This is a genomic window from Kaistia algarum (assembly GCF_026343945.1).
Classification (GTDB): Bacteria; Pseudomonadota; Alphaproteobacteria; order Rhizobiales; family Kaistiaceae; genus Kaistia; species Kaistia algarum.
In genome coordinates this window covers 750,868-772,915 of record NZ_JAPKNJ010000001.1, presented here as the reverse complement: position 1 = coordinate 772,915, position 22,048 = coordinate 750,868, and the positions used below count along the sequence as shown (strand labels likewise).

The 22,048-nt window shown below is 66.7% G+C and carries 17 protein-coding genes; 8 read left to right on the top strand and 9 right to left on the bottom strand.

The window, feature by feature from the left end; genetic code table 11:
* Positions 1-28 precede the first annotated feature (28 nt).
* The 5 genes from OSH05_RS03875 to OSH05_RS03855 are packed head-to-tail and all read left to right on the top strand — an operon-like array spanning position 29 to position 4,994.
* The gene (locus OSH05_RS03875) at positions 29-1,207 is read left to right on the top strand and encodes a DUF4915 domain-containing protein (RefSeq protein ID WP_165801459.1); all 1,179 of its coding nucleotides are present in this window, start codon (positions 29-31) and stop codon (positions 1,205-1,207) included.
* A gap of 32 nt (positions 1,208-1,239) precedes the next feature.
* Positions 1,240-2,319 carry a CDP-glucose 4,6-dehydratase gene (gene rfbG, locus OSH05_RS03870; protein WP_266352044.1) on the top strand — a complete coding sequence of 360 codons (1,080 nt, stop codon included), beginning with the start codon at positions 1,240-1,242 and terminating at the stop codon, positions 2,317-2,319.
* A gap of 1 nt (position 2,320) precedes the next feature.
* Positions 2,321-3,139 (top strand): transketolase, encoded by an 819-nt coding sequence (locus OSH05_RS03865; protein WP_104217491.1) that lies wholly within the window; start codon positions 2,321-2,323, stop codon positions 3,137-3,139.
* Positions 3,136-4,059, top strand: coding sequence for a transketolase family protein (locus OSH05_RS03860; protein WP_104217492.1), 924 nt, complete (start codon positions 3,136-3,138; stop codon positions 4,057-4,059). The genes OSH05_RS03865 and OSH05_RS03860 overlap by 4 nt, the downstream gene beginning before the upstream one ends.
* A gap of 8 nt (positions 4,060-4,067) precedes the next feature.
* Positions 4,068-4,994: a sulfotransferase gene (locus OSH05_RS03855; RefSeq protein WP_104217493.1), complete on the top strand. Its 927-nt coding sequence runs from the start codon at positions 4,068-4,070 to the stop codon at positions 4,992-4,994.
* 3 nt (positions 4,995-4,997) lie between these two features.
* Here OSH05_RS03855 and OSH05_RS03850 read toward each other — a convergent pair whose 3' ends face one another.
* From OSH05_RS03850 to OSH05_RS03835, 4 genes are all read right to left on the bottom strand, one after another.
* The gene (locus tag OSH05_RS03850; protein ID WP_104217494.1) at positions 4,998-5,519 is read right to left on the bottom strand and encodes an L-2-amino-thiazoline-4-carboxylic acid hydrolase; all 522 of its coding nucleotides are present in this window, start codon (positions 5,517-5,519) and stop codon (positions 4,998-5,000) included.
* Between the two features lies 1 nt (position 5,520).
* Complete coding sequence (locus tag OSH05_RS03845; RefSeq protein WP_104217495.1) at positions 5,521-7,386, bottom strand: amidohydrolase; 1,866 nt, start codon at positions 7,384-7,386, stop codon at positions 5,521-5,523.
* A gap of 122 nt (positions 7,387-7,508) precedes the next feature.
* Positions 7,509-9,887, bottom strand: coding sequence for a transketolase (locus OSH05_RS03840; RefSeq protein WP_104217697.1), 2,379 nt, complete (start codon positions 9,885-9,887; stop codon positions 7,509-7,511).
* 112 nt (positions 9,888-9,999) lie between these two features.
* Positions 10,000-12,087: an acyltransferase family protein gene (locus tag OSH05_RS03835; RefSeq protein ID WP_104217496.1), complete on the bottom strand. Its 2,088-nt coding sequence runs from the start codon at positions 12,085-12,087 to the stop codon at positions 10,000-10,002.
* Between the two features lie 260 nt (positions 12,088-12,347).
* On the opposite strand from OSH05_RS03835, the gene OSH05_RS03830 reads away from it, so the two are divergent.
* The 3 genes from OSH05_RS03830 to OSH05_RS03820 all read left to right on the top strand — a co-directional run bounded on the left by OSH05_RS03830 (position 12,348) and on the right by OSH05_RS03820 (position 16,680).
* Positions 12,348-13,325: an alpha/beta hydrolase gene (locus tag OSH05_RS03830; RefSeq protein WP_104217497.1), complete on the top strand. Its 978-nt coding sequence runs from the start codon at positions 12,348-12,350 to the stop codon at positions 13,323-13,325.
* Positions 13,326-13,351: 26 nt separating this feature from the next.
* On the top strand, positions 13,352-14,473 hold the full coding sequence (locus OSH05_RS03825; protein WP_104217698.1) for an iron-containing alcohol dehydrogenase: 1,122 nt from the start codon (positions 13,352-13,354) through the stop codon (positions 14,471-14,473).
* Positions 14,474-14,559: 86 nt separating this feature from the next.
* Positions 14,560-16,680: a hypothetical protein gene (locus tag OSH05_RS03820; RefSeq protein ID WP_104217498.1), complete on the top strand. Its 2,121-nt coding sequence runs from the start codon at positions 14,560-14,562 to the stop codon at positions 16,678-16,680.
* On the opposite strand, the gene OSH05_RS03815 is transcribed toward OSH05_RS03820, so the two are convergent.
* The 5 genes from OSH05_RS03815 to OSH05_RS03795 form a co-directional block, all read right to left on the bottom strand.
* Positions 16,665-16,883, bottom strand: coding sequence for a hypothetical protein (locus OSH05_RS03815; RefSeq protein WP_104217499.1), 219 nt, complete (start codon positions 16,881-16,883; stop codon positions 16,665-16,667). The genes OSH05_RS03820 and OSH05_RS03815 overlap by 16 nt on opposite strands.
* A 74-nt stretch (positions 16,884-16,957) precedes the next feature.
* The gene (locus tag OSH05_RS03810; protein ID WP_104217500.1) at positions 16,958-17,902 is read right to left on the bottom strand and encodes an ABC transporter permease; all 945 of its coding nucleotides are present in this window, start codon (positions 17,900-17,902) and stop codon (positions 16,958-16,960) included.
* Entirely contained in the window at positions 17,899-18,948 is a 1,050-nt protein-coding gene (locus OSH05_RS03805) for an ABC transporter permease (protein WP_104217501.1), read from the bottom strand. The genes OSH05_RS03810 and OSH05_RS03805 overlap by 4 nt, the downstream gene beginning before the upstream one ends.
* Positions 18,948-20,462: an ABC transporter ATP-binding protein gene (locus OSH05_RS03800; protein WP_104217502.1), complete on the bottom strand. Its 1,515-nt coding sequence runs from the start codon at positions 20,460-20,462 to the stop codon at positions 18,948-18,950. Before OSH05_RS03800 ends, OSH05_RS03805 begins: the two co-directional genes overlap by 1 nt.
* Positions 20,459-21,904, bottom strand: a complete 1,446-nt coding sequence (locus tag OSH05_RS03795; protein WP_266352043.1) for an amidase — start codon at positions 21,902-21,904, stop codon at positions 20,459-20,461. The genes OSH05_RS03800 and OSH05_RS03795 overlap by 4 nt, the downstream gene beginning before the upstream one ends.
* Between the last annotated feature and the right edge of the window lie 144 nt (positions 21,905-22,048).

The window sequence follows — 22,048 nt, the reverse complement described above, 5'->3', positions numbered from 1 at the left end:
TCGCGCAATGCGGCGGGAGAAGGGTCCCATGAGCGAGGCTGTGCCGAGCCGGCAATTTACGCGCGAGACCGCCAATATCGGCACCGGGCCGAATGAATGGAGCGCCGATCTTCCGGCGGAATGGCTGCAGTTCGAGGATGAGGGCGGCTTCTTCGATCTCCTGGCGGCGGCGGATTATTCGCTCTGCGTCACGCGCGAATATGAGCACTTCGTATTGGCGCTCGACGGCAAGGACGGGAAGGCACTGCAATCCGCCTTCCCGCTGCCGCATCCCTCCGGCTTCGCCTTCGATCCGGCGACGCGCGAACTGGTGGTCTCGTCGACGCGCACGCCTAACATCCTCGTCTGGCTGACGCCCTATGAGCCGAGCGCCGCCGGCGCGGAGATCGCCCCCGATGACCTGGATCTCGACCAGCCGGGTACGCTGTTCCTGCCGCGACAGGCGCGCTATCTTCCCGGCACGCTCTATATTCACGATCTGGTCCGCATGGGCGGCGACCTCTACGCCACGATCACCGGCCATAATTTCCTCGCGAAAGTCGACCTCGATCGCGGCTTCGAACGGGTCTGGTGGCCGAAGGCGCTGGACGGGCTCGGCGCCGCCGCCTTCAACCAGAACTATTTCCAGCTGAATTCGGTCGCCCCGAACGACACGCCGGATGTGAGCTTCTATACCGGCTTCTCCGACCTCGTGACCGGCGCCAAACCCTGGAAGGAGGGCTATGGCCCGAAGGGCAAGGGCGTCGTCTTTGCCGGCGAGACGCGCGAGCCGATCTTGCGCGGGCTGACCTGCCCGCATTCGGCCAAGCTCGACGGCGGCCGCCTCTGGATCTGCGATTCCGGGTTTGGGACGATCGGCTATGTCGAGAATTACGAGAACCTCGACGCCGGCACGGCGCGCTATGTCCCGATCGCGACGCTGCCCGGCTTCACCCGCGGCCTCGCCTTTGCCGGCGACTTGATCTTCGTCGGGCTTTCCAAGGTCATCGCGAAATATGAGCCTTATGCGCCGGGAATTGATTCCGCCTCGTCGCGCTGTGGCGTGGTCGCTATCGACCGGCACACCGGGAAGACGGTGGCGTCTCTGACCTGGCCTGAGGGCTACCAGCTTTACGATGTGCAGATCCTGCCGGGCGTCAAGAATCCGCGCTTTCCGGTGGCGAGGCGCGAGGACGGCATCAATCCGCTGCTGCGCTTTCTGTGGTAGCGCTTCATCGGGCGAACTGGGAGGATCAGCGCTTGCGCAGCCTCGATCCGGCGTTCTGGTCGGGCCGTTCGGTCTTCGTGACCGGCCATATGGGCTTCAAGGGGAGCTGGCTCGCCTATCTTCTGTCGCGTGCCGGCGCGCGCAGCACCGGCTTCGGCCGTGACGACCGCGAAACGCTGCTCTACCGGGACCTTTCGATCGGCGGCCACACTCACGTCGAGGGCGATGTGCGTGACCTCGCCGGGCTCAGCGAGGCACTTCGCCGTTCAGGCGCCGAGATCGTGTTTCATCTTGCCGCGCAGCCGATCGTGCTCAAATCCTATGAGGCGCCGGTCGACACATTCGCCGACAACATCATGGGCACGGTGCATCTGCTGGAGGCGGCGCGTCGCGCTCCGGAGGTCAAGGCCGTTATCGTGGTGACCAGTGACAAGGTCTATCGCAACGAGGAGAGCGGCCGTGCCTTTCGCGAGGGCGATCCGCTCGGCGGCAAGGATCCCTATAGCGCGTCGAAGGCGGCGGCCGAGATCGTCGCTGAAGCCATGGCACTGTCCTTCTTCCGTCATGAGGGCGCCGCGCGCATCGCCGCCGCACGCGCCGGAAACGTCATTGGTGGCGGCGACTGGGCCGAGCACCGCCTGCTGCCGGATGCCGCGCGTGCCTTGGCGAGAGGGGCGCCGCTTCAGGTGCGCAACCCTGGCTCGGTGCGGCCCTGGCAGCACGTCCTCGAACCGCTTTGCGGCTATCTGCTGCTGGCCGAGGATCTCGTAGGCAGGGGGGCTTCCGGCAACCATGGCTGGAATTTCGGCCCGGCGATCGAGGATGCCGTTCCCGCGGCTACCGTTGCCGATCGCTTCGTCGCCGCCTGGGGAGCGGGCGCCGCCTGGCAACTGGCCGGCGGCGCGGCGGCAAAGCCCGCCGAGGCCGGTTTCCTGTCGCTCGATTCCTCGCTGGCGCGGCGCGAACTCGGCTGGATGCCGGCCTGGAATGTCGACGAGGCCGTGGCGCGGACCGCCGCCTGGTACCGCGATCGCCTTGCCGGGATCGAGGCGCGCCGGCTGATGGATCGCGACATCGACGCCTATCCCGCCTTTTCGCGCATCCGGGCCTAGCATGGACATCGCCGCTTCCACTCCAGCCCTCGCGCGGCGCCTACGGGTCCACGCCCTCCGCATGGTGGCCGCATCGCGGTCGTCGCATATCGGCTCCTGCCTTTCCATGGCCGACCTGCTCGCCGTGCTCTATGGCGGTGTCCTCCGCTTTCGCCCCGACGAGCCGGGCTGGCCCGATCGCGACCGCGTCGTCGTCTCCAAGGGCCATGCCGCCGCAATCGTCTATGCGGTGTTGGCCGAGAGCGGCTATTTTCCGATCGAGCGGCTGGAGGGCTATGGCCGGGACGGGCAGCCGCTTTCCGGCCATGTGACGCATTCGGGCAATCCCGGCGTCGAGGTGTCGTCCGGATCGCTCGGCCACGGCCTGTCGATTGCCGCCGGCTTCGCGCTCGCGGGGCTGCGGAAAAAGCGGCCTATGCGGGCTTTCGCGCTTTTGAGCGACGGCGAATGCGACGAAGGATCGACCTGGGAGGCGGCCCTGTTCGCGCCTCACAATCGGCTTTCCAACCTCGTTGCGATCATCGACTACAACAAGATCCAAAGCTTCGGCCGCGTCGAGGATGTGCTGGCGCTGGAACCCTTCGCCGACAAATGGCGCGCCTTCGGCTGGGCGGTACGCGAGATCGACGGGCACGATCACGCGGCGATCCATGATGCGCTGAAGCGCCCCGAGCCTTCGGAGCGCCCGATCGCGATTCTAGCCCATACCGTGAAGGGCAAGGGCGTCTCCTTCATGGAGAATGATCTGCTCTGGCATTATCGCCCTCCCTCTCCGGAGCAGCTGGTCGCCGCCATCGCCGAGGTGGAGGCCGTCGGATGAGGACCGCCTTCATCGAGACACTCATCGAGGCGGCGCGCCGCGACGACGACATCTTCCTGCTGAACGCCGATCTCGGCTTCTCGGTGCTGGAGCCTTTCGCGGCGGAATTTCCCGATCGCTATGTGAATGTCGGCGTCTCCGAGCAGAATTTGATCGGTGTCGCGGCGGGGCTCGCGCTTTCCGGCTTCAAGGTGTTCGTCTACTCGATCGGCAATTTCCCGACCCAGCGCTGCCTCGAACAGATCCGGGTCGATGTCTGCTACCACCAGGCCCATGTCGTGGTTGCGGCGGTCGGCGGCGGCTTTTCCTATGGCGCGCAAGGCTATACCCACCATGCGATCGAGGATTTCGCCGTGATGCGGGCTTTGCCGGGAATGCGCGTTATGGCCCCCGGTGATCCGCATGAGACGCGGGCGCTCACCCGCCATCTCGCTGAGATTCCGGGGCCCGGATACATTCGGCTCGGCCGGGCCGGCGAGCCCGTCGTTCATGCTGCGCCCTTGGCCGTACCTCCAATCGCGCCGATCCACATGCGCGAAGGCGATGACGTGGTGCTGCTCAGCACCGGCGGCATCCTGACCGAAGCGGTAGCGGCGGCGGATCGCCTCGCCGAAGGCGGCATCGGCGTAAGGCTGCTGTCTGTGCCGGTACTGAAGCCGCTCGACGCGGCGGCGGTGCTGGACGCCATTTCCGGATTCGCCCTCGTCGCGACGATCGAGGAGCACAGCGAGATCGGCGGCCTCCGCGACACCATCGCGCCGCTGCTCGCGATGCGCGGTACGCGCACCCGGCTGCTGCCTTTCGCCGTCGGCGATGGCGCGACCCGCGGCGTCATTCTTTCGCAAGAGGCGATGCGCGCTCATTGCGGCATTGACGCTGCGTCAATCGCCGCGGGCATCCGTGCCGCGCTTGGCGCCTGAGGCCGGCGATGCGGCTTATCGAGATCTCGGCCTGGAACGACAGCGGCGGCGGGTTCCTGCACCGGCTGTTCGACGGCCATCCGGGCCTCGATATCTGGCCGTTCGAGTTGTTGCTCGGTGCCGATGGCGAGGCTGTCGATCGCCTGTCGCCGGACTGGTTCCATGGCCGTTTCCGCTGGCCGCGCCTCGCGCACTTTCTGGAGCAGGGCAGGGCGGAGGCTGCCTTCGATGCCATATCGGATCGCGAATTGAAGGCCGTGCTCACGGATCCGGACCGTGCCAAGCATCGCGACTACCCGGTCCGTGTCGCCCTCGATGACTGGCGGCGCGCGACCGCCGAACGCTGGCGCGCCGGAGCGGATCGCTCGCAGGCTGCCTTCATCGAGGCCTATATCGAAACCTTCCTTCGCCTTTCCGGGGCCCCTTCCGGTTGGAGGCCGGTGCTCGGCCATTGCCCCGTCATCATCATCGACGCGGGCCGCCTGTTCGCCGATTTCCCGGACGCCCGCATCCTTCACGTCGTTCGCGATCCGCTGGCCGGCTTCGCCGATATGCGCCGCCGCCATCCCGGCCTCGATGCGGCCAGCTATGCGCGGAAATGGTCGTTGGTGAACATGGCCGCGGCGCTCGCTTTTGCGAAGGCGCCGAGCCAGGTGGAGATTGCTACCTTCTCGTCGCTCCTCGCCGAGCGTCGCACCACGATGGAACGGCTCTGCCGGTTCCTGGATCTCAGCTTCGACGAAGCCCTGCTGCGGCCAAGCTGGCGCGGCGTGGCGCTGGACGAGAGCGACATGGGGCCGTTCGGTGGCGTCCCCGCCATCGGTCTCGACCGTGAGCGGCAACTGGCGGCGGCGCTCAGCGAGGCTGACCGGAAGCCCATCGAGACCCTCACGGTCGGCACTGCGGCGGTGCTTGCTCGCTTTGGCGTGCTATAGGCCTCAGCCTACCTCGTCCCGCATACTGTAGCGGAAGTCACAGCGTTTGGCGCCCGACATGATTGTGGTCGTCCGCGTCATCTGGATGCGCGGATCGTAGCCCTGGCAGAACGTCCCATCGCGCTGGCAGGAGAGGATGTCGCCGATCTCGCCGAGGCCCATCGCATGGTACATCTCGGCATAGCGGCAGCGCGTGACGTCATAGTCGAAGCGCTCCGGAGTCTCGGAGAGGACTTCGATGTGGAGCGCGTCGTCCTGGCGCCATTTCGGCTGCAGCGCGGCGAAGGAGACGAGGTCGACCGGGCCGTTTTGCGCCGCGGCGAAGCGTTTGCCCGATTCGATCGCCGCCCTGGTGATGGCGGCCTTCAGCGCTTCCCGCGCGGCCTCGCGGCCGAAGCGGGCGACCATCTCCTCATAGATCGGCTTGATGATCTCCGCCTCGATCCGGCGGCGCGCGAGAATGCCGAGCCCGTCGATCGCCGCCTCGACGGTGCCGCCCGGGTTGTTCTTCTGCCAGTCGCTCACATCAGCCCCGCGCTGCTATCGGAAAGAGCCTGCCCTCGAAGACGGTGCCCCAGATGGGGACATCCTTCAGCGTCTCGGGCGGAACCGCATAGGGGTCGGCATCGAGCACAGTGAAATTGGCGATCTTGCCGGGCGCGATCGAACCGAGCTCCGTCTCCTTGCGCCAGGAATAGGCCGCCTCGATGGTGATGGCGCGCAGCGCCTGATCGACGCTCACCCGCTGTTCCGGTCCGGCGACGCGGCCCGAGGGCGTGATGCGGTTGACGCCGCACCAGGCGAGATAGAGCGGATCGCTCGGCCCCATCGGCAGGTCCGAATGATAGGAGAGCGGGATGCCGTGGTCGACGACCGAGCGGGCGCGCACCATAACGTCGGCACGGGCCGGGCCGAGGCCGAACGCGCCGAACTTGTCGGCGAAGCCGACCGGATAATACGGATTGGCGCTGACGATGGCGCCGAGCCGTGCGATGCGCGCGACCTGGTCCTCCGAGGAATTGGCGAAATGCACGATCACGCTGCGATGGTCAGGCTGCGGGTTCTCCCGCATGCGCCGCTCCAGCATGTCGAGCACCACTTCGAGACCAAGATCGCCATTGACGTGAATGTGCAGCCGATAGCCGGCGTCCCAATAGAGCTTGGAGCGCGCCTCGATCTCGTCCGGCGTCAGGATCCAGGCGCCCTGATGGCCGTCGAGATAGCCATCCTTCATCTGCATCAGCTGCGAGATGATGGCGCCATCGGCGAAGAGTTTGATCTGGCCGGGGAAGAACATGAGCTTGTCGCCGGCGGTGTCTGGCGCGACGGCGATCTGCTCGGCCGTGGCGGCCAGCGCCTTGTCCATGCCGACGCGATCGGGAATGCCGCGGCCATCGGCGATGAAGGTCGAGTACATCGGCGTGTCGGGAGCGCCGAGGATCTGCTCATAAACTTTCCACATGTCGGGCGTGTAGAGCGCGCCGGGCTCGTTATAGGCGGTCACTCCCTTGGAATGCTCATAGGCGACCATCTGCCTCAAGCCGAAGGAAAGTCGGTCGGGCGTGATCAGCACCTTCAGGAACGGCGTCATCATCAGATTGAGGCCGCCTTCCCAGAAATGGCCTTCCTGCCAACTGGACTGCTCGCTCCAGAGACCCTTGCCTTGGGTTGACGCCTCGGTGATGCCGAGCGCTTCGAGCGCGGGGGTGTTGAAGAAGAACTCGTGGCAAGAGCGGTGCCATACAGCGATCGGCCGGGTCGAAGACAGGCCGTCGAGCACCGCGCGGTCGAGAGGCCCGTGCCACAGCGGCTGATAGCCCCAGGAGATCAGCCAGTCGGAGGGGGTGGCGATCTCCGCCTCCGCTTGCTTCAACCGTGCGCGGTAGCCGGCCTCGCTGCCGGCAGCCTTGAAGATCTTGCCCGGAAGCACCCAGTCCTCCGGCGCGATCACGGCGACGGCTAACGTCAGCGCGCCGAGGACGGGGTGGAGATGTTGATCGATGAAGCCGGGCATTACGACCTTGGCCTTGAATGTCTCGTCGATCGTGAAGGGCTGGTCACCGATCGCCGCCTTTACCTCGTCTAGGCTGCCGATCGCGACGATGCGCTTGCCTGAGACGGCCACGGCCTCTGCGGTCGGATTGGCGGCTTCCATGGTCACAATTCGCCCGGCGACATGGATCGTCACCGTCGTCTCCGCAGGTGCCGCCTCAAGGCCGCGCGTCACCTGCTCGTTCAAGTCGCCATCAGCTCGCGCGGGACGGATGATCGCCTCGGCGAGAAACGGCCCACTTGCCAGAGCCCCGGCGCTCTTCAGCAGCACCTGTCTGCGCGATGGCGTGGATAATTCGCGAAGCGCAGCGACGAAACTCGGATGACAACCAAGGCACATGGGAAGCTCCACGGAGCAGAGGTCGAGGCCCTGCGCTCTAGCCAACGCTCCGGGCGAGGGAACAGAGCCCGGCGAGCGCCGCTTCCAAGCCTATATCCGCCCGTCATGCGCCGCCATGCACGTCACGACGCCGGCTTCAAATGCCGCACCGGCTGGTGTGGCGCCAGCGCCGAGGCGGCACGTGCGATCGACTGAGCGTCAATGCCGTGATGGCGGTAGAGGTCCGCGATCGTACCGGTCTGGCCGAAATGCTCGACGCCCAATGAACGCGTCCGGTGTCCTCCGACCGAGCCGAGCCAGCCCAGCGTCGCCGGATGCCCGTCGATCACCGTGACGAGCGAGCAATGGGCGGGAAGCTTCTCGAACAGACGCTCGACATGCGAGCGCGCATGGACGAGGCCGCGTTCGCGCGCGCGCCCGGCGGCGGTCCAGCCGGCGTTCAGTCGGTCGGCCGAGGTGATGGCCAGCAGGCCGATATCGCGCCGGTCCTCGGCGAGCAGCCCGGTCGCCGCGATCGCCTCGGGCGCCACCGCGCCCTGATAGGCGATGACGAGCTCGGCGTTCGGCCCCGGCTCACGCAGCCAATAGGCGCCGTCGACGATCTCGCGCGCCAGCGTCGCGTCAATGGTGCGGCCCGGCTGCTCGATCGGCCGCGTCGAGAGGCGCAGATAGACCGATCCGCCCGTCTGGTCGCGCAGCCAGGTGCGCTCGTCGGCATCGCCGTCGCCATTCCGCTGGATATAGTCGAAGGCGAAGCGGAGGATTGTCGATAGTTCATCAACGAACGCCGGCTCGAAGGCGGCGAGCCCGTCCTGCGCCATGCCGATCAACGGCGTGCCGATCGATTGATGCGCCCCGCCCTCCGGTGCCAGCGTCACGCCGGACGGCGTCGCAACGAGGATGAAGCGCGCATCCTGGTAGCAGGCATAATTGAGCGCATCGGCGCCGCGATAGATGAACGGATCATAGAGCGTGCCGACCGGAAGCAGCCGCTCGCCATGGATCGCATGGCTGAGCCCCAGCGCCGACAGCATCAGGAACAGGTTCATCTCGGCGATGCCGAGTTCCAGATGCTGGCCCTTGGGCGAGAAGTCCCAGTTGAAGGTCGAGGGGATGCGCTCGGCCTTGAAGAGATCGGCGACGCTTTCGAGCGCGAACAGGCCGCGCCGGTTGACCCACGGCCCGAGATTGGTCGAGACGGTGACGTCGGGCGACGTCGTGACGATGCGGTCCGAGAAATCATTCGCCTCGCGCCCGATCTCGTTCAGGATCTGGCCGAAGCCGGCCTGCGTCGAGAGTGGCTTGCCCGGCTGGCCGGGCATGGCGAGTCTGGCCGGCACCTCGATATGGGGCGCCGGCTCGCCTGCTTTGCGCGCCGCGAACGGCACCTCTGCCACGAAACGGTCGAGCGCGGCCGGGGCGACGCCAAGCCCCTCATAGCGGTCCCATTCTTGGCCCGGGCGCACGCCCATCGCCTCGCGCAGCGTTTCGGTCTGGGCCGGCGTCATCAGCCCGGCGTGATTGTCCTTGTGGCCGGCGAGCGGCAGGCCGAAGCCCTTGATCGTATAGGCGATGAAGCAGGTTGGCCGGTCATGGCTCCCGGCCTTCTCGAACGCCTCCAGCAGGCTCGGCAGGTCATGGCCGGCCAGATTGGTCATGAGCTTCGCGAGCTCGGCGTCGGAACGCCGCTCGATCAGCGCCGTCACCGGCCCCTGGTCGCCGAGATCGTCGAGCAGGCGCTTCCGCCACGCCGCGCCGCCCTGGAAGCAGAGCGCCGAATAGAGCTGGTTGGGGCAATTGTCGATCCAGTCCCGCAGCCGCTCGCCGCCGTCCTCCTTGAAGGCGGCTTCGAGCAGAACGCCATATTTCAGGATGACGACGTCCCAGCCAAAATTGGCGAAGATCGCCTCGAAGCGCTGCCAAAGGCCTTCGCGTACCACGGCGTCGAGGCTCTGGCGGTTGTAGTCGACGATCCACCAGGTGTTGCGCAGGCCGTGCTTCCAGCCTTCGAGCAGGGCCTCGAAGATGTTGCCCTCGTCCATCTCTGCATCACCGACCAGCGCGACCATGCGGCCCTCCGGCCGGTCCTTGGCCCAGCCGTGGGCGCGGACATAGTCCTGCACCAGAGAGGAGAAGAGCGTCTGCGCCACGCCGAGGCCGACCGAGCCGGTCGAGAAATCGACGTCGTCCGTGTCCTTGGTGCGCGAGGGATAGCTCTGCGCGCCCTTGTAGGCCCGGAAGTTTTGAAGCTTCTCCAGGCTCTGCTTGCCGAGAAGATACTGGATCGCATGGAAGATCGGGCTCGCATGCGGCTTGACCGCGACACGGTCCTGCGGCCGCAACACGCCGAAATAGAGCGCCGTCAGGATGGTCGCGAGCGAGGCGGACGAGGCCTGGTGGCCACCGATCTTGATGCCTTCCTGCTCATCGCGGAGGTGATTGGCGTTGTGGATCGTCCAGGCGGCGAGCCAGAGCACCTTGCGCTCCAACTCCGCCAGCATGGCTTCCCGGCTGGGTTCGGCTTCCGACACGGGCGATCCTCCATCACCTGATTGTGGATGGCGAAAGCTAGCCGAAAAAGGTGGCCTTCGTCGAACCATTCCGCGCGGTGCTTCAGCCGCGGAAGGCCCATTCGAAATCGGAGCGGAAGTGGTCGTAGAGAAGCTTGGCGCCGAGATCGTTCAGATGGCCTGGGTCCATGTAGACGATGGCGCCATCCTGATTCGGCAAGCAGATGCGCTCGTCACAGAATATTTCCGTCGGGTCGACGACACGCGCATTCGGCAGCCCGGCTGCAACCTCCCTAAGGATTTCGAGCGGCCGGCGACGCGCGGCATCGACCTCCTGTCTTGGGACGCCGCATCGGTCGACCGACAAGCCAAGCGTGCGGGCGAGGTCCACGCACGTAAAGGGGTCGGGTACGCGAAGCTGCGGGATCGGTCCGATGATCAGGATGCGGCGCTGGCCCGCTCCGGCGAATGTGGTCAGCAATCGCGACAGCCTTTGCCGGAAATCATTCTCAATGTCCGTCTGGCCGGGCTGGGAATGGGCCAGCATCGAGTTCCAGAGAGCCTGGAAGATGGCGAACTCCGCCTTGCCGTCCAGATCCGCCATCATCTCCATCTTGGGTAGAAGCCCCTGACAGAAAGGCGTTTTCGCTGCATAGGCTGGATCCGAGAGAAGATGCAGCGGGTTGCAGCCCGGAACGGTAAAGGCGAAGAGGCGCGCCCCGTTTCTCCCTGCCTCGAAATCGATCCGCGGCAGCAGCGCGTAGGCCTCCGAATCGCCGACGAGAACGCCGATCGGCTGGCTGCCGTCGAAGCAGGACGCCGCCTTCGGTCCAGTGGCGTCCAGGCAGGAACCGGCGCCCTGGACATTCGCCGCCTTGACGCCGGCAAGGAGCGGGTTCTCGTTCGCACGCGAAAGCGCAATCCCGGCCGCGAAGCCGCCCAGGGTAGCGAGCAGGGCGCAGCCGATGACGCCGGCGCCGACGATCCGAAACGCGAATCCGGCATCGGTGCGAAGGCGCGGTCGCTGCCGCCACGTCGCGATCGGCCGCTCCAGCGCGTAATGCGTGGCGACCGAGAGCCCGACCGCGAGGCCGAGCGCCATAGCTCGGACGAACGGTACCGAGAGGTCGAGCGGCAGCATCTTGGCGAAGACGAGCAGCGGCCAATGCCAAAGGTATAGCGCATAGGAGATGCGGCCGATGAACACGAGCGGCCGGAGCGACAGCCAGCGGGCCACCAGCGAGCCCGGCGCTAGAAGTCCGCCTCCAATAACCAGACAGGCACCAAGCGTCGGCAGCAGGGCGGCGACGCCCGGATAGCCCGACACGCGCTCATAAAGGCCGATACGGACGCCGAGCCATTCGAGCCCGATGAGGCCGATGGAAAGCGCGAGCAGGACCATGCCGGCAAGGCCTGCCATCGATCCGACCCGTCTGGGCCGCCAGCGAACCGCATCGACGACGAGCGCAATCGCTCCGCCGGCCACGAATTGCCAGGCGCGCCACTGGGTCAGGAAGAAGGCCGGATTTGGATCGGCGACGATCGGGTGATTGTCCGGCGGTGTCAGGCGGATCGCGCCGACAAGGCTTGCCGCCGCGATCAGCGCGCCGGCGACCGCCAACAGGATCGTCAGGCTCCCGTTCCGCCGCCGGGCGAGCCAATAGAGACCGAAGAGCAGCACCGGCGCGATCAGATAGAACTGTTCCTCGACCGAAAGCGACCATGTGTGCAGCAAAGGCCGCTCCGTGGCGCCGACATCGAAATAGCCGCTCTTTTTCAGGAAGAAGATGTTGGTGAGGAAGATCGGGGCTGCGACGACCGAGCCCGTGAAATTGTCGAGATCGCGCGGCGAGCGGATCAGAACGAGGCCGATGGCGAGCGTGACGAGCAGAACCAGCAGATAGGGCGGCAGGATGCGTAGGGCACGGCGTGCATAGAAATCGAAGATCGAGAAGCGCCCGTCTTCCAGGGCATCCACGATCTGATTGATGATCAGGAAGCCCGAGATGACGAAGAAGATGTCGACGCCGACAAATCCGCCGCCAAGGCCCGGTACGCCGGCATGAAAGCCGAGCACCGCGGCGATCGAGATGGCTCTAAGCCCGTCAATGTGCGGCTTGTACGCCGGGCTGCTCCTGGGGATCGGCGGGCGAAGCTGCCGGGTCTGGATGCCGTCAGCGGCAAGATGCATGGGGCAGGGGCCTGATTGCGGCGGTTCGTTGCGTTCTGCCGGACACTGACACCAGCATCAAGCCAGGCGCAGAGGAGAAACAGTCGGGATCCGCATCATTTTAGTCGCAGGCACCGTTTTTTCGGTCGAGGATGCTCGTGCGCCACAGCTCCGTCTGTTCGGCGTTCGCTTCCGTTCGAAGATCGGCCTATTCCCCGGCGCCGGAAAATCGCCGATAAAGCCTCTCCCGCTCTCCGACTCCCGCCTCAGGAAACACGACCTTGTTCGAAGAGATCCTCGTCCCGAGCGGCGTCCGCTCGTTGCCGCTCGATCCGAAATTGCAGGCATCGGTCGAGGAGCGGAACCGCCAGCCGGCGCTTGGCGAGTTGCCGATCGCGGAAAGCAAGCGGCGCTTCCTCGCGGCGCGACCCCTGCCGGCCGGCGGCTATGGCGACGGCGTCGTTACCGAGGACCGGACGATTCCGGGCGAGGGCGGTCCGATACCCGTCCGCGTCTATCGCGACGGCGCCAAGGAGGGTCCGTTGCCGATCCTCGTCTATTTCCATGGCGGCGGTTTCGTGCTCGGCAATCTCGACTCGCATGACATCGTTTGCCGCCGCTTCTGCCGCGGGCAGGATCTTCTGGTGCTGTCCGTGGATTACCGCCTCGCGCCGGAACATCCCTATCCGGCGGCCACGGACGACGGCTGGTCCGCACTCCGCTTTGCGGCGAGCGAAGGCGCTTCGATCGGCGGCGATCCGACACGGCTGGCGCTGGCCGGTGACAGTGCCGGTGGCATGCTCGCGATTGCGACCGCGTTGCGGGCCCGCGACGAGGGCGGCCCGGCGCTCCGCGCACTCGTGCCCTTTTATCCGATGATGGATCTCGTCGCGGTCGGCGACTATCCGAGCTATCGCGCCTTTGGCGACGGATCGTCTGGCCTGACGACACGCGATGTCGAATGGTTCGTCGACCTTTATTGCGCCCGCGAGCGCCGCCACGACGCCTATGCGTCTCCCGCCCTGGTCGAGGAACTCGCGGGGCTGCCACCGACCTATACGGTGCTGGCCGAGCGGGATGTGCTCCACGACGAGGGCCGTGCTTTCGCGATCCGTCTCGGCGATCTTGGCCGATCGTCGACGCTCGTCGAAGTTGCCGGCGTCAATCACGGTTTCCTGAGTACGGATCTGGGCCTCGACTCGGTCGATCTTGTCTTCGAGGGAATCCACGAATGGCTCGGCCGGCGCCTCGCCGACTGAAGCCAGCTGCCTATTGGGAGGAAACCTTGGCGACGATTACCTATCTGACGCAGGTCGAGTTCGGTCCCGGTGTCCTTGCGACGCTGCCGGCGACGATCGAGGCGCTCGGCATCAAGCGCCCGCTGCTTATTTCCGACCGGGGGTTGGCCGCGAGCGGGCTGCTCGACCGGGTGAAGGCATTGCTGCCGGCCGGGACGCCGGCCTTTCTCGACGTCCCGCCGAACCCGACCGAAGCGGCGGTTCGGGCCGCGACAGCGATGTTCAACGATGGCTGCGACGGCCTCATCGCCGTTGGCGGCGGCTCCTCGATCGATCTGGCCAAAGGCGCGGCGCTGCTGTCGACCCACGCCGGCCAACTTGGCTCTTATGCTGCGATCTATGGCGGCATCGCGCGGATTGGGCCTGTACCGCCACTGGTCGCGATCCCGACGACCGCCGGCACGGGTGCCGAGGTCGGCCGTGCGGCGTTGCTGACGCTGGAAAATGGCGAGAAGCTCGGCTTTATCTCGCCGCACCTAATTCCGAAACGCGCCATCTGTGACCCCGAGCTGACGCTCGGCCTGCCGCCGTTCCTGACGGCTGCTACCGGGATGGACGCGCTTTCGCACGGGATCGAGGTCTATCTGTCGCCCCGCTACAATCCGCCTGCCGACGCCATCGCGGTCGATGGCGCGGCCCGGATCTGGCGCAACATCGAGCGCGCTGTCGCAGACGGATCCGACCTCGACGCCCGCACCGAGATGCTGATGGGCGCGTTGCAGGGGGGGCTGGGTTTCCAGAAGGGCCTCGGTGCGGTGCATGCGCTGAGCCACGCGCTAGGCGGCCTCAAAAGCCCGAGCCTGCATCACGGCACGCTCAACGCCATCCTGCTGCCGCCGGTGTTGCGCTTCAATGCCGGGACGGTGCCGGATCGCATCGCCCGCCTTGCGGAGGCCTTTGGCTTGCCGAGGGACGCGGACCTAGCTGCCGAGGTCGAGGCGCTCAACCGCCGCATCGGCATTCCGGCGGGCTTGGCCACCCTCGGCGTTCCGGAAAGCGTGCTGCCGATGATCGTAGAGCGGGCACTTGCCGATCACAGCCACGCCACCAATCCAAGGGTCGCGAGCGCGGAAGATTATCGGGCGATGCTTGATGCGGTCATGGTCTGAGCCTTGACCCGCCGTCTCGGGGCATTCCCGGCCCCGCCCGGGGGCTGCTTATGGGCGGGATCGCATCTGGGCCGGGAGGAGGTGCGATGACGGCCTCGCCATCGTCCGGGGCACCGACCATTCGGTCAGGCGATGGTGAGGCGTTGCATCGCCGCTCGTTGCTCGGCCCGCTAGCGGTATCGGTGGTGGCATCGGGCGCCATCCTGACGGCGTTTGTGGCCGCGATGCTCACAATGGCCGGCTCGGCGCCTTCTCTACCGCAGCTCGGAGTTATCTTTGCCGGCGCCATGATCGTCGTTCTCGCCGGCGAGCACTGGCTCGCCTGGGCGTCGGACGCTGTCTGGCCGGCACGACTAGCGCTCGTCTGGATTGCCGGCCTCGTCGCGACGATGGCGGCGCAGCTTCTCGGCTATTTCGTCTTCGGCCTTGATGCGCCTCACGCCTTCGCGATCTGGGCGCTGATCCTATTCGCGCTCACGATCGTCCGCCCGCCGCGATCTGCTGCGAGAGCTGGCCGTCTGTCGGATTTTCCCGATTGGGTCGTGCTGGCAGCTATCGCGATCATCGCCGGCTTTGCCTGCCGCAACATCGTCGCGGCGTTGCCATCGATCGTCGACACCGGCCGCCTCGTCGGCTTCTCCGACGACATATTGCACGCTGCGCATATCGCCGAATTCGGCGATCCGCTCGCCTATGGCCGCGGCTATCTCATGCTGTCCGATATCGGGCTCTCCTTCTATCATTACGGGCACTACATGCCGGTAGCGGCGGTCATGGCCCTGCTCGGCCTACCGCCACTGGCGGCGACATCAGCGCTCCTCGTGCCGCTGGGGGTCCTGATCGCGGGCGTCGGGATCTATGCGCTCGCAGGCGCACTCGGCGGGCGCGCGGCGGGATTGCTGGCGCTCGGCGTCATCTTCGCTTTGCCGGACGGGTCGCAATACGGCCCCGGAATGGGTTTCTTCGGCTTCCACGGGGTGCTCATCGCGGCGCCGGGTTCCGGTTTCGGCCTTGCGGCCGCATGCGGCGCTCTGGTGTGCCTCGACCGCTTCTGGCGACATGGCGAAGGACGGAGAATGCTGGCGACGGCGGCCGCGTTGACGGCGGCCATCACCCAGCTCCGATTCCATTTCATCCTGCTGATGATGCCGGCGCTCGCACTAACCGCCTTTGCGGCGCTGCCGGCGGTGAGGCGCCGTCCGTGGCAGGCGCTGGTCCTGTTCGCGACAGCCGTGGCCGGATTAGTCCTGCTATGCCTTTTCGTGCCTCCAGTTCGCGACCGCATAGCCGCCTTCACCAATGTCGTCCGCTTTCTCACCGTGGCGCTGGATTATCTCGGTCCCAGCTTTCATCCTGATTTCTTTGCCAACCTCGTCGCTTCCCTCGGTACCCGGTGGGCTGTGGCGGTCGGCGTGGCTGTGGCGTTGCTTGAGATCGTCGGCGTCCTGATCGTCGTCTATCCGCTGCTGCTATTCTGGAAAGTCCGCCGCTTTGGCTGGGAACTGGCGGATATCTTTCCGCTGGCGCTGACGCTGTCTTACATCGCAGTGATGGTCCTGGCGCCGTCGACGCCCTTTGCAGAGCCGAGCACGGAGCTGCAGCATCGGCCGCTCATCTTCTTTTATGCCATCATGGCGATCTATGCGTCGGCCTATCTGTGCCGCATCGTAGGGCTTGGCCGGGACCAGGTCCTGACGACTCGGACCGTCGCGGTTGCCGCGACTGCGTTGATCATCCTGTCCGGCCTATTCGCCGTTTTTGTCGGCTATGGTGATCGCGGCAAGCAGAATGCGATGGCAGCCAGCTATTCCCGCGTTCCAATCGATCCAGGCGTCGTGCCAATCGCTCTGGCCATCCGGGAGGCCGCGCGACCTGGACAGACGCTGGCCGTCGCCACGTTGGAGCCGTCCGAGATGATCATCGAGCTGTGTGCCGAGATCGCGAGCATCAGCGCCGTTCCATGCTACGTCTCGCGGCCGAGCGAAGCATGGCGAGTGGCGGGCGCGAATGGAGCGACCGTCGAGGCCCGGCTGGCGACTATGCGCGATGTTGCCGCGAGCCCCACTCTGCCTGCCGCCTATGCGAAGCTGAGGGCAGCCGGGGTCGACTGGTATGTCGTTCGTGCGAGCGCGCCGTTGGCTTTCGACCCCCAGTTCAGCGGCGCCATGCTGCGCAATTCGGCAGGCGCGCTCTACGAGGTTCCCTGACCCGGGGGCGGCGGCGGGGCCTCGTCCGTCCAGTTCAGGAAGAAGTTCCACACCGCATAGGCGAGTGTGCCGCCAATGATGACGAGCCACATCTGCTCGCGGACATAGAGCGCCTCGAAGGCGAACCAGACGGCCAGCATCGTGACGACGGCAACGCGCCGCCAGAGCGGTCGAAAAAAGGCTTGGTCCGCCTGGTTCTTCATGCCGTCGAAACTCCTGCCCAAAGTGGACGGCCTTTGTCTCCCGATCAGGGCTGCCGGGTCAAGCTCGTGCCCCCTTACCGCTCGCCCCGTCGGAATGGCTGCATCAGCGCCTGCGGCACGCGGGCGCGGCGGGCCATGACGAGCAGGGCGGCAATTGAGAGCAGATAGGGGATCATCAGGAAGAGCTGGTACGGCACGGCCTTGCCGACGACATGCTGCAGGCGCAGCTGGTAGGCGTCGAAGAGCGCAAAGAGCAGGGCGCCAAGCAGCGCGCGCTCCGGTCGCCACGAGGCGAAGACGACGAGCGCAATGCAGACCCAGCCGCGGCCCTGGATCATGGTCGGGAAGAAGGAGTTGAAGGCGGAGAGCGTCAGGAACGCGCCGCCGACGCCCATCAGCGCGCTGCCGAAGACGACGGCCGCGATGCGAACGCGGATCGGGTCGATGCCCTGCGCTTCGGCCGCATGCGGATTTTCGCCGACGATGCGCACCGCAAGGCCGAGCGGTGTCCGCTGCAACGCGAAGGCGAGGATAATCGCAAGCGCGATGGCCAGATAGGTCGGCGCCGTCTGGTTGAACAGTGCCTCGCCCAGGAAGGGCAGGTCCGACAGCCCCGGGATATGGAGGACCTGGAACGGCACGATGGTCGGTGGCGAGCCGGAGACGGGCACGCTCAGGCGGAAGATGAAATAGGTCAGGCTCGACGCGAACAGCGTGATGCCGAGCCCGGTGACATGCTGCGACAGGCCAAGCGGCACCGTCAGCAGCGCATGCAGCAATCCAAAGGCCGCGCCGCCCAGCGCCGCCGCGAGGATGCCGAGCCAGAGATCGCCGCCTTGATAGACCGTCATCCAGCCGATCATGGCGCCGAAGGTCATGATGCCCTCGATGCCGAGATTGAGCACGCCGGCCCGCTCGCAGATCAGCGCTCCCAGCGTGCCGAACAGCAACGGCGTCGCGATCCGCAAGACGGCGGCCCATAGCCCGGCGCTGGCGAAGATGTCGAGCGCGTCCATCATCGCCGCACCCGGTAGCTGGCGAGGAACAGCGCCACCAGCATGGTGAGCAGCGATAGCGACACGATGACGTCGGCGATGAAGCTCGGCACGCCCATGGCCCGGCTCATGCCGTCGGCGCCGACGAACATGGTGGCGACGAAGACCGCCGCGAGAATGACGCCGAGGGGATGCAGGCCTGCCAGCATGGCGACGACGATGCCGGTATAGCCGAAGCCGGGCGACAGGTCGATCGTCACATAGGCCTTGACGCCAAGCACCTCGATCGCACCGGCGAGCCCGGCGAGCCCGCCGGAAAGGCAGGCGACGCGCACCAATATGCCGGTAATCGAGACGCCGGCGAAGCGGGCGGCTTGTGGATTGAGGCCGGCGGCGCGGCTCTCGAGGCCGAAACGGGTGCGGGCCTGGACCAGCCACAACACGATCGCGAGGCCGATGGCGATCAGCAATCCGATGTGAAGTCGCGAGCGCGGCACCAGCTTCGGCAGGGCGGCATCGGCCAGGATCGGCACCGATTGCGGCCAGCCGAAAGCGAGCGGGTCCTTCAACGGTCCCTCGATCATCATCGACACGAACAGCAGGGCGACGAAATTGAGCAGCAGCGTCGTCACCACCTCGTCGACCCCGAAACGCAGCCTCAATGCCAGCGGGATGAGCAGCAGCACGGCGCCCGCGGCGGCGCCGGCCAGCATGAGCAGCGGGATACCGGCGATCGGCGGCAGGTGCAGGCCATATTTCGAGCCGAGCGCGGCGGTGGCGAGCGCGCCGACATAGAACTGGCCCTCGGCGCCGATATTCCAGAGCCGGGCGCGGAAGGCGACGGCTGCCGCAAGCCCGGTCAGGATGAGCGGCGTCGTGCGCGTCAGCGTTTCGGTGATCGACAGCTTGGAGCCGAAGGCGCCGATGAACATGCGCTGATAGGCTTCCAGCACCGGCGCCCCCGCAATGGCGATCAGGATGCCGGCCAAGACGAGCGCCGCGAGGACGGCGCCGACAGGCGCCGCGACGACGAGGGAGAGCGGGACATGGGCGCGCCGTTCGAGCCGCATCAGGCCGCCTCCTCCCAGACGCCGGCCATCATCAGCCCGAGCCGGCGAGGGTCGGCCTCCGCCACGGGAATCGGCGGCGACAGGCGGCCCTTGACGATCGCCTGCACCCGGTCGGCGAGTTGCAATACTTCGTCGAGGTCTTCCGAGATCAGCAGGACCGCGGTGCCAGCTCGGCGGGCGGCGAGGATTTCGGCGTGGACCGCAGCAACCGCGCCTTCGTCGAGGCCGCGCGTCGGCTGCGCCGCGATCAGGATGCGCGGCGAATTGACCAGATTGCGACCGAGAATCAGCTTCTGCATGTTGCCGCCCGACAGCAGCCGCGTCGCGGTATCGGGTCCGCCACCGCGCACGTCGAAGCGGCGGATGATCTCGCTCGCAAAATGTCGCCCCTCGCCGCGGCGGACGAGGCCGCGCGTGGAGAAGCGGGGCTCGCCGATGCGCTCCAGCACGGCGTTCTCCCAGATCGCCATTTCGCCGATGGCGCCATCGGCGTTGCGGTCCTCCGGGATGCGGCCAATACCGCGCTCGACGAAATCGCGCGGCGAGATGGCCTCGACGGCTTCGCCAAAGAATTCCAGCCGCCCGGAAGACGGCACGGCCAGGCCCGAGACGAGCCGGCCCAGCGCCGACTGGCCATTGCCGGAAACACCGATCACGGCCAGCGTTTCACCGGCGCGCACCTCGAAACTCACCTCGGAGAGCTGGCGGACGCCGCCGGCCATGACGCTGACACCGGCGGCCTTCAGCGCGATGTCGCCCGGCGCCTGTGGGTCGCGATGCGGGCGGGCGACGCGGCGGCCGACCATCAGTTCGGCCAGTTCCTCGCGGCTGGTCTCGCCCGCCTTGCGCTCGGCGACGACCTTGCCGCCGCGCAACACCACGACGCGGTCGGCGGCGGCCAGGACTTCGTGCAGCTTGTGCGAGATGAAGATCAGCGACAGGCCTTCATTGGCCATGCCGCGCAGCGTCGCATAGAGCTTCTCGGCCTCCTGGTGGGTGAGGACGGCGGTCGGCTCGTCGAGGATCAGCACCCTGGCGTCGCGATAGAGCGATTTCAGGATTTCGACGCGCTGGCGTTCCCCGACCGAGAGATCGCCGAGGCGGGCATCGGGATGGACGGCGAGGCCGAAGCGCTCCGACAATGCCGCCAGTTTGGCGCGTGCCTTGCGCTTGTCGAGCCCGAAGGAAAAGAGCCGTTCCGTCCCGGCGATGACGTTCTCGATGACCGAGAGATTGGCGGCCAGCGCGAAATGCTGGTGCACCATGCCGATGCCGGCCTCGATCGCGGCGCGGGGCCGGCCCGGCGGCAATTCGCGGCCGAAGGCGGTGACGGTCCCCGCATCGGCGGTGTAGTGGCCGAACAGGATGTTCATCAGCGTCGTCTTGCCGGCACCGTTCTCGCCGAGCAGGGCCAGCAATTCGCCCTGCCGAAGTTCCAGCGAGACGTCGTCATTGGCAACCAGCGGACCGAAGCGCTTCGTAATGCCCTTGAGCTGGAGCACAGGAGGGTTCACGGACGATCGTCCGGCAGCCCCGCGATCGTCGTCGCAAACGACCAGGGTACGGCGCGCTGCAGCATTCGGGCGAGGCGCAGCAGCAGGCCGTCGCTGGCCATCGGCCCGATGAGCTGGACGGGGAGGGGCAGGCCGTCGCTGTCCCGGCCATGCGGCACGCTGAGGGCCGGCGTACCGGCGATGTTGGCCAGCATGGCATAGGGCGCGAAATCGCTCATCCGCCGCCATTGCAGTTCGACATCGTCATGGTCGAAGGGATAGGCGCCGATCTTCAGCGGGGGTCCGGAGAGCATCGGCGTCAGGATGACGTCGAATTCGTCGAACAGCCGCCACAGCGCGTGGGCGGTGCGCACTGCGACGACTTCGGCCTGCTGATAGTCGCGGGCGGTCATCGCCAGCCCCCGCCGTGCGACGGCCGCCGAAAGCCGCTCGACCTTGGCAAGGTCCGGCATGTTGCGGGCGAGGTTGGTCGAGATGATGACGTCGAAGACGAGCGAGGCGTTCCTCACCAGCGGCGCCAGCCGGGCCGGGTCCAGCGGCAGGATGCTGTGACCGGCGGCGGCGAGGACATCGGCGGCATGCTGGACCGCTTCGCGCCGCGCCGGCTCGATCGCCTTGCCGTCGATGACGTCGAGGCAAAGTCCGATGCGAAGCGGTTGGACCGGCTCATCCAGTCTGGGCGCGACCGGGCCGTCGAGATCGGGATCGGGGAAATAGCCTTCGGCATGGCCGGAGAAATGGTCGAGCGCCAAGGCCGTGTCGCGCAGCGAGCGGCTGACGACAAGTTCGGCGGCGATCCCGCCGATATGATTGCTGAAATCGGGACCGCCCGGTGTGGCGCCGCGCGTCGCCTTCAAGCCGACGAGACCGCAGCAGGCGGCCGGCACGCGGGTCGAGCCGCCCGCGTCGGAGGCATGCGCCAGCGCCACGATTCCGGAGGCGACCGCCGCACCCGCGCCGCCGGAAGAGCCGCCCGGCGTCCGCGTCGGGTCCAGCGGATTGCGCGCGATCGGCCCGATCGCCGGTTCGCTCCAAATCGCGAGGCCGAATTCGGGAACGGTGGTGATGCCGAACGGCACCAATCCGCCGGCCTTGAACCGGCGGGCAAGTTCGTCGTCCTTCTCCGGCGGGACGCTCGGCACCGATGCCGAGGCCAGCACGATGGGCAGACCGGCCGCGGCGACGCCGAGATCCTTCATGAGGAAGGGAACGCCGGGAAACGGCTTCAACCCATAGAGCTTTGGCCGGGACTTGATGCCTTTGTCGATCGCCTCCGCCTGGGCGCGGCCGAGATCGGCGGCGAGATGAGAAATGGCGCCATAGGCCTTGGCGGCCTCGGCGCGGTCGAGCGCCGCTTCGAGCGCGGCGACGGCCGATGTCGCACCGGAGCGGATTGAGGCAGCCAGCGTGGCGCCATCGGCGGGATCCAGGGTGTCTCTCAAGGCGCGAATTCCTGACAAACCAGAAAGCTGTCGTTGCCGGGCTTGACCCGGCAATCCAGTCTATCCTCTGTGTGTCGACAACTCAGCAAGCCCCAAAAAATAGGTCTGGATTGCCGGGTCAAGCCCGGCAATGACAGTGTTCTG